Below are 13,068 nucleotides of genomic sequence, written 5' to 3'. Positions count from 1 at the left end.
GCTGCCGCGGCGAGGGCCTCTAAGGCCGGCTCCCTCGTCGCGGAGCGAGTCGTGCGCGTCGGCCGTTTCTTCCGACCGACGAGGAGCCTCAGACATGACCGCCCAGCAGCCCAGCCGGATGCCGATCCAGCGCTATCAGCCCTTCGAGCCGATCCGCCTGACCGACCGCACCTGGCCCGATCAGGTGATCACCCAGGCGCCTCGATGGTGCGCGGTGGACCTGCGCGACGGCAACCAGGCGCTGATCGACCCGATGGACGCCCACCGCAAGCTCAAGATGTTCGAGCTGCTGGTGAGCATGGGCTACAAGGAGATCGAGGTGGGCTTCCCGGCCGCCTCGCAGACCGACTTCGACTTCGTCCGGCAGATCATCGAAGAGGACCGCGTCCCCGATGACGTGGTCATCCAGGTGCTGACCCAGGCCAGGCCGGAGCTGATCGAGCGCACCTTCGAGTCCATCGAGGGCGCCAAGCAGGCCATCGTCCACCTCTACAACTCGACCTCCACGCTGCAGCGCCGCGTCGTGTTCGGCCAGGACAAGGACGGCATCACCGCCATCGCGGTCGAGGGCGCCAAGCTGGTCAAGAAGCTCGCCGACGCGACCGACGTGGACGTCCGCTTCCAGTATTCCCCGGAGTCCTTCACCGGCACCGAGCTGGAATACGCCGTCGAGGTCTGCGACGCGGTCAACGAGGTGTGGCAGCCCACCCCCGACCGCAAGGTGATCGTCAACCTGCCCGCCACGGTCGAGATGGCCACCCCCAACATCTACGCCGACCAGATCGAGTGGATGCACCGCAACCTCAAGCACCGCGACTCGATCGTGTTGTCGCTGCACCCGCACAACGACCGCGGCAGCGCCGTGGCCGCCGCCGAGCTGGGCTACCTGGCCGGCGCCGACCGCATCGAGGGCTGTCTGTTCGGCAACGGCGAGCGCACCGGCAACGTATGCCTGGTCACCCTCGGTATGAACCTGTTCTCCCAGGGCGTCGACCCCGAGATCGACTTCAGCGACATCGACGAGGTCCGCCGCATCACCGAATACTGCAACCAGTTGCCGGTGCACCCGCGCCACCCGTGGGGCGGCGAGCTGGTCTACACCGCCTTCTCCGGCTCCCACCAGGACGCCATCAAAAAGGGCTTCGAGCACCTGGAGAAGGACGCCGCCGCGGCCGGGGTGCCGGTCGACGAGTTCACCTGGGCGGTGCCCTACCTGCCGATCGACCCCAAGGACATCGGCCGTAGCTACGAGGCGGTCATCCGGGTCAACAGCCAGTCCGGCAAGGGCGGCGTGGCCTACATCATGAAGGCCGACCACCAGCTCGACCTGCCGCGCCGGCTGCAGATCGAGTTCTCCAAGGTGGTGCAGACCCGTACCGACAGCGAGGGCGGCGAGATCAGCGCGGCCGCCATGTACGACATCTTCCGCGACGAATACCTGCCCAACCCGGCCAACCGCTGGGGCCGCCTCAGCCTCCTGGCCCACCGCCACGAGTCCACGGTCGACGACAAGGACCGCATCAGCTCCGACATCCGCCTCGACGGGGAGATCCGCGAGATCGCGGGCACGGGCAACGGCCCGATCTCGGCGTTCATCGACGCCATCGCGGGAGTCGGCATCACGGTCCGCGTCCTCGACTACGTGGAGCACGCGATGAGCGCCGGCTCCGACGCCAAGGCCGCCTCCTACCTGGAGTGCGAGGTCGACGGACAGGTGCTGTGGGGCGTAGGCGTCGACGCCAACACCACCACGGCCGCCCTCAAGGCCATCACCTCCGCAGTCAACCGCGCCACCCGCTGACCACCAGCCTTGACCTCCGGGCCCAGCAAGACCTGCGGGGCCCGGCACCCGGCACGCGCCCACAAGGCCAAGTACGGATCATTCGACCGCGCCCCCCGCGATCAGGGGAGGCGCGGTTGAGTCTTATGGTGAACGGTGTGCCTTGCTATGCGCCGGGAGTGCAGTCATACACCTCGCCATAGCGTTTCTGGGCGATGCGCATGAGCTCGATCATGTCTTCGATCGCATCCCGGCCCTCGGTGACTTGGGTTAGGTAGATGGTGATCAGTTGTTCTCTGCCATCACATGAAAACTTCGCGACAATGCGATATGGCTGGTTGGCGAACGGCGAATCTGGCAGGTACGCGGCCAGACCATCACCGAGATCGGTAGGGACCATGACGCCGCCATGGCTGCTGTAAACCTGACGCCTGTCATTGAGAACGAAATCCAGATGCTTTCGAGACATCCCATCGCCCTCCTGCATCCACCGCACCTCCAACGGCCGAGGGACGATATCCGGCGCCCAGCAGTCGCCGTCCGTCTGGCTGCCGTCTGTTTTCTCAATTAGAGGGCCGGTAACGCCGCTAACCAGTCGAAATGCCTGCTCCGGGATCAGCTTGCAGACGTATGGAGCAGTATTTGTTATCGGCTGAATGAATCCCGACTTGGAGACGATGTCGTTCTCCGGGGTGCAGGCTGCGGTGAGCAACCCGAGGGTAGCCAAAGTGGCAGGTAGACGCAGATGCCTCATTTTCTGTCTCCCGAGAAGGGGTTTCCAAGGCCGAGGTAGTCGTATACCTCACTGGCGCTGCGGAAGGTGAGGCTGAATTTATTGAGGATGGCGCTACTCCCGCCAGATTCGCGAGCCCACGCGAGGTATTGGCTGTATTCCTGTGGCGTCATTTTGGCGAAGGGCTTGATCCTAGGGGCACTGGCAGCGAATGACTGGTTTTTTAGGACGAGTTCGTCGAGTACACCCTTGTTCAGTAGCGCTGTGGCGAGCATCTGCTCTGCCAGCCTGTCAACCGCCAGTCGGTTATTCGCCAGAGTTTGGTGCGTCTCGTCCAGGCTATGTCTGTGTTCCGACATCCGCTGGGCCACCTGTTTGGCCATCTCGTCACACGCGGTGCCGGCGAGCTTGTCATACCCCTTACCGACCATCTCGCCGAAGACTCCGGTAGTCAGCGTGCCCAGCTGCTTGGCTCCGGGCACTGGGAGTAGTCCGATCGCATCGCCCACCATGGCCTTCAGCGCCTCGTCCGCCTTTTTGTCACCCAGCCCTTGGGCGATCATCACCTGGCGGCGGATCTCTACGATGTGGGTGAAGGGACGTGCCTCCTCCACCGCCCGGTCCTCCAGGAAGCGCATGACGTCGTCTTTGTCGACACATCCGTTCTCGTTGTAGTCGTACATTTTGACCTCGGATTCCGTGAATCCACGCTGCTCGGCGTTGGAGATGTTGAGGCCAACCGGAGGTACGGTCTCGAGCGCCGCTCGCATGTGTTCGGTCTGGGCTCTCACCAGTACCTCGAACGCAGCGTCGTCGGAGGTGGCCAAGGCTAGAGCGTAGGCCATGTCCTGGGCCGCGATCTTTCCGAAGGTCTCATGGTTCAGTATGAGGTGGGAGAGCTGGTCGATATTGGCAGCGATCGCGCGGCCCAGAACGTACCGCAGAGGGGCGAACCGATCGAAGATGTCTCCGTTCCTGATCTCCAGGATGCCCTCCCCTGCCTTGCCGAAGGCGCCGCGCACCTCGTCGGAGAGAACTTTGATCATCTCGGCCGCCAGTTTCTTGGAGGTGGCGTCCTGGCCGGTCGTGGCGGTCACCAGCATGTCGCTGATCGGTTTGTAGTCGGCCAGATGGTGGGAAACCTCCCAGCGAGTCGTCAGCAGGTAGTGCAGCACGGACTCCTTCCATCCGGCGGGGGTGTGATCCAGCAGCGTCTGGGACGCATCCCGGTTCGACTTCGCCGCATGGAACAGGGCGTCGACCATGGACGATCCGAGCTCCGCGCCCGGACTGCTCGCCTGCGATTCTGGTCTCAGCAGGGTGCCGAGGCCGAGCGCGCCGGCCAGGTCGACGATGGGGAGTTGCACTCCCGCGAAAACCCGGCCCAGCGCGTCCTTACTGGCCGCCCATTCGCTCTTGCGCTCCTCGTGCTCATAGACGATCGCGTCGCGCCCGATGACCTCCATGAACTCCTTCGAGAACGGCGTCTTCCCGTCGTGGGCCCGCCAGATGAGCGCCTGAGCCTGGTAACCCGAGTAGCGGGTGCCGCCGGTCCGGTGCTCGGCCCGGCCCTCCAGCGCCAGGTCTTTGAGGAAAGCGGTGCCCAGGTAGCCGGGATTCTTCGGGTCTGTTCCCCTGGCCAGAATCGTGCTCAGCATGCTCAGGATCTTCTTGCCCTGGGCGGAGAGCCGGGTCAGGCGGTCGGCGTCCCCGTGACACCTGGCGTCGCGCAGTTGTCCGGCGAGCGAACCGGGCAGCCGTGTCACGCCTTGCGCGCCCAGCGTGTCAAGGAACGATGCGGCGAACTCCGCGTTTCCGCTCCACGCTGCGTACTTCTCCAGTTCGGCGAGCGCGCCGATGTCCCCGTTCGCGGCCTTCAGCGCCGCGCGTCCCGCGAGCGTCCCGTCGAGCAGTCCCTTCGCGGCTTGCAGACCGTCGGGCATTTCGAAGAAGCTCCCGGCGGGCGTGCTGCTGCCGAAGGTGATCTTCTGCCGTTGCAGCTCATGGACCAGCTTCTGCCGCCGCCGCAGGTCCTCGGCCTGTGCGGTGACCCGTCCGGCCAGTTGGCGCAGCCGCGCCGCCGGCGACGTGTCGAGCCCGGCGCTCTGCAACTCGCCGTGCAGCGCCTGCGCCAGCTCGTCCAGCTTCCTGGCGGCCTCGGTGTGCTTGGTCGCCATCGTGTCGAATTCGGGCTGCTTGATCCCGGTGAACTCCGTCACGACGTTTCCTGAAGCTTCTGGTTCGCGCTGTGTACGGACCGCGTGAGCATGTTGCGCAGCTCGCGCTGATCGGCGTGGACCTGGATGTCGAACCGGGAGCCGGTCGGGCCCACCCACGCGTCGTTCTCCATCAGGCGGCAGGACGCATCGAGCGCCCACCAGTGCTCGTCGGACAGCCGCTGGATGCGCTCCGCCACGGCCCGCATCGCCCGGCGGTCGAGGTCGGCCAAGATGATCCCCTTGTACGGCTCGCTGCACTAAAACAGATCAGGAGGTGGCGTCTCCCGCGTGCCCACACCGTAATGAACAACACGTCAACAGAACAAGTGTAAATGCAGTGAAAGGCATAGCGCGTCCGAGTTTTGTTCGATAATGGGATGGTTCATCCCTAAGAGAGCATGTCTTGGCTGACCTCCCGAAAGAGAGGGGTGTCCGGAGTCAACGTTACGGTCTGGTAGAGATGTGATCTTCCGTCGGTTCTGTCGGGTAAATAATTGACCGTGGCCCATGGATCTTTTCCCTAACGAAAATGAAACTCCGGCGACGCTCGTTGAGCATCAGCTGAAACGGTCGGGCTGGGACCGGTACCAGATGGTCGACAAGTCACACTGCAGACGGGAAGATCCTCGCCGCGGGAGGCGAATCCTCGGCGAGGAGCGCAACTGCGTGCGGACCACGCGCTCGAAACGCCGAAGGTTCCGCGCTACTACCAGCGGCTCGCAGTCAACAAGGCGGTCGAGGCCATCGGAAGAGGCAAGGATCGCGTCCTGCTCGTCTTGGCTACTGGGACCGGAAAGGCTTTGGCGGACGCGAGCGCCTGCGAGAGGTCCTCGACCGGCTGGCGAGTACGTCTGTGCCACGGCATAACTACAACTAACTTTTAGTTTCGCGTACGGCTGTTCCGTGGAACTAAAATCAACTTGTAGTCTTGGCCGACCAGGATGGCGGCATGCTGATCGAGCGGCAGCTGTGGTCCCAGAACGAACGCCGCGACAGGCTCTGGGAGCTCGCCGCGAGACAGCGGGGCTACTTCGCCGCAGCTCAAGTCATCCGAGCGGGCTGCTCCCACCAAACCCAGTACTTTCACGCGCAACGGGGTAACTCGCTGCGTATCGAACGGGGCTCTACCGGCTCCGTGAGTTCATCGTGCTGCCTGGGGAAGATCATGATCTCGGGATCGACAACCTGGCGGAGATCCACCTGACGGTAAGGCCGGCATTCCGGCAGAAGAACGACCAGGTTGTCCTGCACCGTACGGCGTTGTCCCGGAGGAGATCGAGGATCGCCAGGGATTCAAGGTGACTACGCCTCTGCGGGCGATCGCCGCGTCCGCCGCCGAAGCTGCTGGCCAGGATGTTATCGACTCGGCCATCTCCCAACTTCTGTAGCGTGGTGAGGCCACTCGGGGTCAGCTCATCAGGGTGGCCCAGCGTTTGGGAGCCGTGCAGTAGAGCTAGGAGTCAAGCGGGTGTTGAGAGCGGATTCGTTCATTTGAAAAGGGGACGATCCGGTACGCTCCGGCTTCGGGCGGTGAGTTGAGAAGCTCCGTTACTTTACGCTTTCTGAGAACGTGCTCGTGCTCGGCGGAGTCGCCGATTGGACGATGCAGGATTCCTTCGTCGAGGACAACCCAGAGCATGGGCGGGTGGGTCTGCTTGAGGATGCTTTGGCGCTCCATTCGAGCGGTGACCTGCTCTTCGATCTGTTCCGATCCCACGCCTGGTTCACCGCTCAAAATGGCCCTGGCGTAGTCCTCGGTCTGAAACAGCCCGGGGATCATCAACGGCTCCCAGGCCCGGATCGCCTCTGCCGTGGCCTCCACGTCGAGCCACGGGCGAAACCACATGGGGGCCGCCGTGCGACTGACCATCGGCCAGAGTCGCATCAACGCTCCTTCCGCTTCCAGCGCTTCGTCGCAGTAGCGGGCGAACTCTTCCGAGGGTGACCGTTGTGCAGTCTCGATCATGCTGATGGTACCGACGGAGTAGGGCACCATCTTCGAGAGTCGGAGCTGAGACCAGGCTCGCGCCTTGCGGTGACGCCGGAGCTCGAATCCAAAGAGAGCCGTTGGCGAATCTGAGGGATATAGATCGCTTTCCTTCGGCACCTGACCTCCGAGGGGACTTTTCACCAAGGTTTCAACGGACGCCCGGAGAAACCGTTGATGACTGGTTGAAGTCGATCGACTACTTAATGTAGCCGAGCTTTGTGATGCTTGGAAGGCCGATCGAGGCCGACTTCTTCGAGTGGGTGAAGCCATGAAAGCAGCGAGCGCAGAGCCGAGGGTCATCGGTTCGATCCATCTGGCGGGCATTCGCGAGTCTGTATCGCAGGCGCGCTCCGAAGTGCGCAGATGGCTGGGAGAGGACCATCCTTCGGTCGACGACGCCGTGCTGGCGGCATCCGAGCTCGTGACCAACGCGCTCCGTCACTCCGACGCCAGGCCGTACGACTTGATCGGCCTCACCGTCACCGCGACGGAGGGCATGGTCTACGTGGAGGTGCGTGACCCCGGTTCCACGTTCTCCGCGCCGCACATCCGGCAGGAGCCGGAGGCGGCGGACGGCCGGGGGCTGCTGATCGTCAGTGAGATCTCCCAGGACTGGGGTATCCGAGAGCATGGCTGTGGGCTTGGTCGTACCGTCTGGTGCGTCTTTCGCTCTGACCTGTCCGCTCCCGAACCGGTCTCCGGATCGGCCGGCGGACGCGGCTCTGGCTGAACACGCAGCCAACGGGTCAGGCGGCAGTTTCGCCTGCTCTTTCAGTTCATCATCATCGAGCTTCTCCGCCCGGGTGAGGAATTCCGCGCCGTTCAGCAGGAAGCGCAGCGTGAGCTGAGACGGTGGTGGCTCATCCAGCGTGTCGCGGTGGAGGAATACGGGCTCCGCGAGCGTTCCCCACGTGCTTCAGAGCATCGAGGCGAGGTCGAGTCAGTGGTGCCCGGAGTGCAACATATGGTGCCGCAGCTTAATGAACGTTGCGTTTCGATGGCGTGAACCCTACTCTCCTTAGAGAACGATTCGATCTCTAAGGAGAGACGGCATGGGCTTGGTGCTGTCCGGCCTGATCCTGGTGATGTTGCTGGGCGCGCTTGATCAGACGATCATGGCTCCGGCGCTGCCCGCCGTGGCCGGGGCGCTGGGCGGGCTCGATCAGATGCCCGCCGTGGTCAGCGCCTACCTCGTCGCCGCCACCGTCGTCATGCCCGTCTACGGCAAGCTCGGCGACCGGTACGGCCGCAAGCCCGTCATCCAGGCCGCCATCGTCGTCTTCGTCACCGGTGCCGTCCTGTGCGCGCTGGCCACGTCGATGCCGCAGCTCATCGCCTTCCGCGCGGTGCAGGGGCTGGGCGGCGGCGGGCTGATGATCGGGGCACAGGCGATCATCGGGGAGATCGTGAGCCCGCGCGAGCGTGGGCGCTATCTCGGGTTCATCGGCTCCGCGTACGTCATGGCCGCCGTGGGCGGGCCGCTGATCGGGGGGTTCATCATCGATCGGGCGAGCTGGCGGTGGATCTTCGCCATTTACCCGCCATTGGGCCTGCTGGCCCTGGTCGTGCTGAGCCTCACCCTGCGGCTGCCCAGGCGGCGCAGCAGGGCGCCGCTCGACGTCGCGGGGGCCGTCACGCTGGCGGTGGCCGTGGTGGGTGTGGTGCTGGCCGGGCAGACCAGGAACCTGACCTTCCTGCTGCTCGCGGCGGCCGGGCTGGTGGCGTGGGTGGTGAGTGCGCGGTTCGCGGCGGATCCGATCCTGCCGCTGCGGCTGTTCAAGGACCGGGCCTTCGCGGCGCCCGTGGCGATCAGTGCGATCGTCGGGTTCGCCCTGTTCGGGACGATCACGTACATGCCCGCGTACCTGCAGATCGCTCTGGGCGCCGGCGCCACGCAGGCGGGGCTGCTGGTGACCGCGCTCATGGGCGGCGTGCTGACCACCACCATCGTGTCCGGGCGGCTGATCACGCGGACCGGCGTGTACAAGCCGTACCCTGTCGTGGGCACGGCCGTGGCCGCGGCCGGGCTGGGGCTGATCGGCCTGGCGGGGGCCGCGCCGGTCGCGCTCGCGGGTGCGATGTTGCTGACCGGGCTGGGCGTCGGACTGGTCATGCAGGTCATGGTGCTGGCCGCGCAGAACGCCGTCGAGTACGCCGACCTGGGCACCGCCACGTCGTCGGTGACGTTCTTGCGCCAGATCGGCGCCTCGGCCGGGGTCGCGCTGGTGGGGGCTCTGATCACCGCGCGGTCAGGGATCTCCGCCGTGCCGTCCGACCTGACCGGCACCATGCGGGCGGCTTTCGCCGAGGCCGTGCCGCCGGTGTTCGGTGCCATGGCGCCGCTGTTCGCCGTGGCGTTCGTCCTCGCGCTCGCCATGCCGGCGCGCCCGCTTCGCACCACCGCCCACGTCAAGGAGACGTCGTGAAACTCGTCGCACCCCTGAACCAGTTCGGCCGCGGCGACCTGCCCCTGGCCGGTGGGAAGGGCGCCAACCTGGGGGAGCTCGTCAGGAACGGCTTTCCCGTCCCCGACGGCTTCGTCATCACCACCCGCGCGTACGAGAGGGCGGGGCGGGGGGACGACACCCGCGGGTATGAGGTGGACGACACCCGCGCGTACGAGATGTCCGGTGAGTTGCGGGAGGAGATCGCCGGCGCCTACGCCGCGCTCGGCGGCGGGCCCGTGGCGGTGCGCTCCAGCGCGACCGCCGAGGACCTGCCGGGCGCCGCCTTCGCCGGCCAGCAGGACACCTACCTGAACATCATCGGTGAGCAGGCCCTGCTCGATGCCGTACGCCGCTGCTGGGGCTCGCTCTGGACCGAGCGCGCCATCGCCTACCGCGCCAGGCTCGGCATCGAGGAGGTGAGCATCGCCGTGGTCGTGCAGCGCATGGTCGAGGCCGACATGGCAGGGGTCATGTTCACCGCGAACCCGCTCACCGGCGACCGCGCCCAGGTCGTGATCGACGCCAGCAGCGGACTCGGGGAGGCGGTCGTGTCCGGGCTGGTCACGCCCGATCACCACGTCGTCGAGGTCTCGGGGGCGACGCGTTTCACGCCCGGCCGGCGTGAGGTGGTCATCAGAGGCGCGGCGGGCGGCGGGGTGACGCAGGACAGCGGCGCGGCCTCGGATACTGCGGGCAAGGTGGCGGCTGCGGCGGGCAAGGTGGCGGACGCGGCGGGCAAGGTGGCGGATACAAGAGGCGAGGCCGGGGGTGGGAGGGGAGGGGTGGTCGAGCGGTTGCCTGAGGAGGCGGTGGTGGAGCTGGCCGGGCTCGGCCGGCGGGTCGCCGCGCACTTCGGGCGTCCTCAGGACATCGAGTGGGCCTTCGCGGGCGGCCGGACGTACCTGGTGCAGGCGCGGCCCATGACCGCGCTGCCGCCGCCCCCGGTCGGGAAGCTGAACCCGATCCAGCGCCGCTTGGCGACCGTCCTGCTCGAATACCTGCCCGAGCGGCCGTACCCGATCGACGTCACGACCTGGATCCCGTACGGTCCGGCCGGGTTGATGAAGAAGGTGCTGGCCAGTTTCGGCGTGCGCGGGGCGTTCGACGGCTTCCTGCGGGAGGAGGACGGCGTCGTCTACCAGCTCCTGCCGCCCAGACCGCACCCCACGGCCAAGACGCTGGCCGCCCCGTTCAGCGTGGTGTCCAGGGCCAGGAGGCACGATCCGGCCCGGTGGACGGAGGACTCGCGCTTCCGCGGCTTTCAGGCGAAGGTGCGCGACCTGGCCGCGCGTGACCTGGGCGCGATGCCGTGGGAGGAGCTCGTACGCGTGCCCCGGCAGGTGTTCGCGCTGGTGGAGCCGGTGGCCGACCTGCGTGCGGACTATCTTCCGGGCACCGGGCTGGCGCTGCTGCGCCTGCTGGCGGTGGTCAAGCTGCTCGGGCGCGGCAGGTTGTTCGGCGACCTGTTGCACGGCGCCCGTACGCGCACCGGCGACGCGAACGAGGCGCTGGAGCGGCTGGCCGAGCTGGCCCGGCGCACCGGCGCGCTCGACACGGATCCGCTGCCCGCCGAGTTCGCGGCGGAGTTGCGGGCGTTTCTGGCCGAGTACGGTCACCGCGAGACCGTCAGCCCGATCCTCGTCACCCCGCCCACCTGGGCGGACGCCCCCGAGGCCGTGCTCGGTCTGGTCAGGGTGCTGGCCGCCGCGCCACCGGCGCGGGAGCCCGGCGACGCCCTCGACCGCCTGCTCCGCCATCCGCTCCTGCGCTCGCCCGGCCGCCGAGCCAGGATGAGCCGCTGGGTGCGCGCCGCCCGCGCGGGTGTCGCCTTCCGCGAGGACAGCCACTTCTCCTTCACGCTGCCCCAGCCCATCCTGCGCCGGTCGCTGCTGGAAATGGGTCGCCGCCTGCGTGACGAGGGGGTGCTGGCCATGCCGGAGGACCTCTTCCACCTGCGGCTGGAGGAGCTGGAGGCGATCCGGGACGTGGCCGCCCTGCCAGCGGCGGCGCGGGAGCGGCTGCGCGAGACGGTTCGCGCGCGGGCCGCCAAGCGCCAGGAGCTGGCGGGCGTGCGGCTCATCGACCCCGCGGCGGTCTTTCTCACGCGGACGACCGGGGACGCGCTGGTCGCCGGATCGCCCGCGAGCGGCGGCGTGGCGACCGGCACGGTGAAGGTGATCAGGGAGCCGGCCGAGTTCGGCAGGCTCGTGGCCGGTGACGTGCTCGTCTGCCCCTACACGAACCCGTCGTGGACGCCGCTGTTCCAGCGGGCGGCGGCGGTGGTCGTGGACACCGGCGGCGCGGCCTCGCACGCCGCCATCGTGGCCAGGGAGTACGGCATCCCGGCCGTGATGGGCACCGGTCATGGCACCGCGGTGCTCCAGGACGGCCAGACGGTCACCGTCAACGGTGACGCCGGCACGGTCATGGGCGGTGGTGACGGTAGCGGTGACGCCGGTACGGTCATGGGCGGTGGTGACGGTAGCGGTGGCGCCGGTACGGTCACCGTCAACGGTGACGCCGGCACGGTCACCCGGCGTACCTAGGATGTGTGCCATGGTCACCGACCACCGCAAGCTGCCGCGACGCCGGGGTGAGGCGCTCAGCACGGCCATCTACGAGGCGACGCTCGACGAGCTGGCCGAGGTCGGCTATGCCGGGCTGACCATGGAGCGGGTCGCCGAGCGGGCCAGGGCCGGCAAGGCCTCGCTCTACCGGCGCTGGCCCACCAGGATCGAGCTGGTGATGGAGGCGGTCTACCACGCGCTGCCCACGCCGGAGTCCTCGCCCGACACCGGCAACCTGCGCGACGACCTGGTGGCGATGCTCGGCCGTACGGCGCAGGCCCTGTCAGGACCGGCCGGCGAGGCGATGCGCGGGCTGCTCGGCGAGGCGCTGAGAGGCGAGTCGCCGCTGAGCACCATGCGGCGAAACTCCCAGGGTGCGGCCAGGAAGATGATGGAGGAGATCGTTCGCCGGGCGGTCGAGCGCGGCGAGGTCGACCCGGAGGTCGTCACGCCCCGCCGCCTCGACGCGGGCCACGCGCTGCTGCGTCACCACTTCCTCTTCAACGGCACGCCCTTCCCGGACCGGCTCATCGACGAGATCGTGGACGAGGTGCTGGTCCCGCTACTCACCCGGAGCTGACCGGCCCGTGCCCGTCGGCTCTTACAGGGCGAGGCCCATGGTCACGCCCATCAGCCGCATCGCATGGTCGAACGCCGCCCGCCGGCCCTCGATCGTGTTGTTGAACTGGCCGAACACCTCGAAGTTGACCCACCCGTAGAGTGCGGTCCACGCCGAGACGGCAGGCCAGACCACGCCGTCGGGCACACCGGGCATGAGCTGCCTGAACCGGGCCGCATCCGCCGCCAGCTCCTGCGGCGGCTCGGTCGCGGGCGCCCGCAGCGCGCCCGCCTCCCAGGCGTCGGAGACCAGGGCGCCGAGCACGGTGACGTCGCGGAGCCTGGCCTCGATCGTGTCCTGCGGGGCCTGGTAGCCGGGCACGGGGGAGCCGTAGAGCAGCGCGTACTCGTGCGGGTGCGCCACCGCCCACTCGCGCACCGCGTGGCAGGTCGTCAGCCAGCGGCCCAGGAAGTCGTCGCGCGGGCAGCCGGCCTCGGCCTGCTCCACGGCCGCGCCCAGGGCGTTGTAGCCGTCGATGATCAGGGCGGTGAGCAGGTCGTCGCGGCTCGGAAAGTAGCGGTAGATGGCTGAGGAGACCATGCCCATCTCCCGTGCGACGGCCCGCAGCGACAGGCCGCCCGCGCCCTCCGTGGCGAGCTGGCGGCGCGCGATGTCGGTGATCTCTCTGGTCAGCTCGGCTCTGACCCGTTCTCTGGCGGTGCGGCTGGCGGTCATGGGAGGAACATTATCAGAGCGGTGCCAAGAAACGAGAG

General features: G+C 67.4%; 11 protein-coding genes. 6 read left to right on the top strand and 5 right to left on the bottom strand.

The window, feature by feature from the left end:
* Positions 1–94: 94 nt before the first annotated feature.
* Complete coding sequence (gene leuA / locus ACWD0F_RS27055) at positions 95–1,801, top strand: 2-isopropylmalate synthase (protein WP_449880048.1); 1,707 nt, start codon at positions 95–97, stop codon at positions 1,799–1,801.
* Between the two features lie 145 nt (positions 1,802–1,946).
* Here leuA and ACWD0F_RS27050 read toward each other — a convergent pair whose 3' ends face one another.
* From ACWD0F_RS27050 to ACWD0F_RS27040, 3 genes are read right to left on the bottom strand one after another with little or no spacing between them, the layout of a single operon-like run.
* The gene (locus tag ACWD0F_RS27050) at positions 1,947–2,534 is read right to left on the bottom strand and encodes a hypothetical protein (protein WP_449880047.1); all 588 of its coding nucleotides are present in this window, start codon (positions 2,532–2,534) and stop codon (positions 1,947–1,949) included.
* Positions 2,531–4,732 carry a hypothetical protein gene (locus tag ACWD0F_RS27045; RefSeq protein ID WP_449880045.1) on the bottom strand — a complete coding sequence of 734 codons (2,202 nt, stop codon included), beginning with the start codon at positions 4,730–4,732 and terminating at the stop codon, positions 2,531–2,533. The genes ACWD0F_RS27050 and ACWD0F_RS27045 overlap by 4 nt, the downstream gene beginning before the upstream one ends.
* Positions 4,729–4,962, bottom strand: coding sequence for a hypothetical protein (locus ACWD0F_RS27040; protein WP_449880043.1), 234 nt, complete (start codon positions 4,960–4,962; stop codon positions 4,729–4,731). The genes ACWD0F_RS27045 and ACWD0F_RS27040 overlap by 4 nt, the downstream gene beginning before the upstream one ends.
* A 345-nt stretch (positions 4,963–5,307) precedes the next feature.
* On the opposite strand from ACWD0F_RS27040, the gene ACWD0F_RS27035 reads away from it, so the two are divergent.
* Positions 5,308–5,616: a DEAD/DEAH box helicase family protein gene (locus ACWD0F_RS27035; protein WP_449880380.1), complete on the top strand. Its 309-nt coding sequence runs from the start codon at positions 5,308–5,310 to the stop codon at positions 5,614–5,616.
* 569 nt (positions 5,617–6,185) lie between these two features.
* Here the strand turns inward: ACWD0F_RS27035 and ACWD0F_RS27030 are convergent.
* The gene (locus ACWD0F_RS27030) at positions 6,186–6,992 is read right to left on the bottom strand and encodes a helix-turn-helix domain-containing protein (protein ID WP_449880378.1); all 807 of its coding nucleotides are present in this window, start codon (positions 6,990–6,992) and stop codon (positions 6,186–6,188) included.
* On the opposite strand from ACWD0F_RS27030, the gene ACWD0F_RS27025 reads away from it, so the two are divergent.
* From ACWD0F_RS27025 to ACWD0F_RS27010, 4 genes are all read left to right on the top strand, one after another.
* Positions 6,991–7,452: an ATP-binding protein gene (locus tag ACWD0F_RS27025; protein ID WP_449880041.1), complete on the top strand. Its 462-nt coding sequence runs from the start codon at positions 6,991–6,993 to the stop codon at positions 7,450–7,452. The two genes, ACWD0F_RS27030 and ACWD0F_RS27025, sit on opposite strands and share 2 nt — an antisense overlap.
* Before the next feature lie 322 nt (positions 7,453–7,774).
* The gene (locus ACWD0F_RS27020; protein ID WP_449880039.1) at positions 7,775–9,148 is read left to right on the top strand and encodes an MDR family MFS transporter; all 1,374 of its coding nucleotides are present in this window, start codon (positions 7,775–7,777) and stop codon (positions 9,146–9,148) included.
* Complete coding sequence (locus ACWD0F_RS27015) at positions 9,145–11,715, top strand: PEP/pyruvate-binding domain-containing protein (protein ID WP_449880037.1); 2,571 nt, start codon at positions 9,145–9,147, stop codon at positions 11,713–11,715. Before ACWD0F_RS27020 ends, ACWD0F_RS27015 begins: the two co-directional genes overlap by 4 nt.
* A 1-nt stretch (position 11,716) precedes the next feature.
* Positions 11,717–12,316 (top strand): TetR/AcrR family transcriptional regulator, encoded by a 600-nt coding sequence (locus tag ACWD0F_RS27010; RefSeq protein ID WP_449880035.1) that lies wholly within the window; start codon positions 11,717–11,719, stop codon positions 12,314–12,316.
* Positions 12,317–12,337: 21 nt separating this feature from the next.
* Here the strand turns inward: ACWD0F_RS27010 and ACWD0F_RS27005 are convergent, their stop codons facing one another.
* The gene (locus ACWD0F_RS27005; protein WP_449880034.1) at positions 12,338–13,030 is read right to left on the bottom strand and encodes a TetR/AcrR family transcriptional regulator; all 693 of its coding nucleotides are present in this window, start codon (positions 13,028–13,030) and stop codon (positions 12,338–12,340) included.
* Positions 13,031–13,068 lie beyond the last annotated feature (38 nt).

Source organism: Nonomuraea sp. NPDC002799 (genome assembly GCF_053592075.1).
This window is presented reverse-complemented; position numbering and strand designations above follow the sequence as displayed.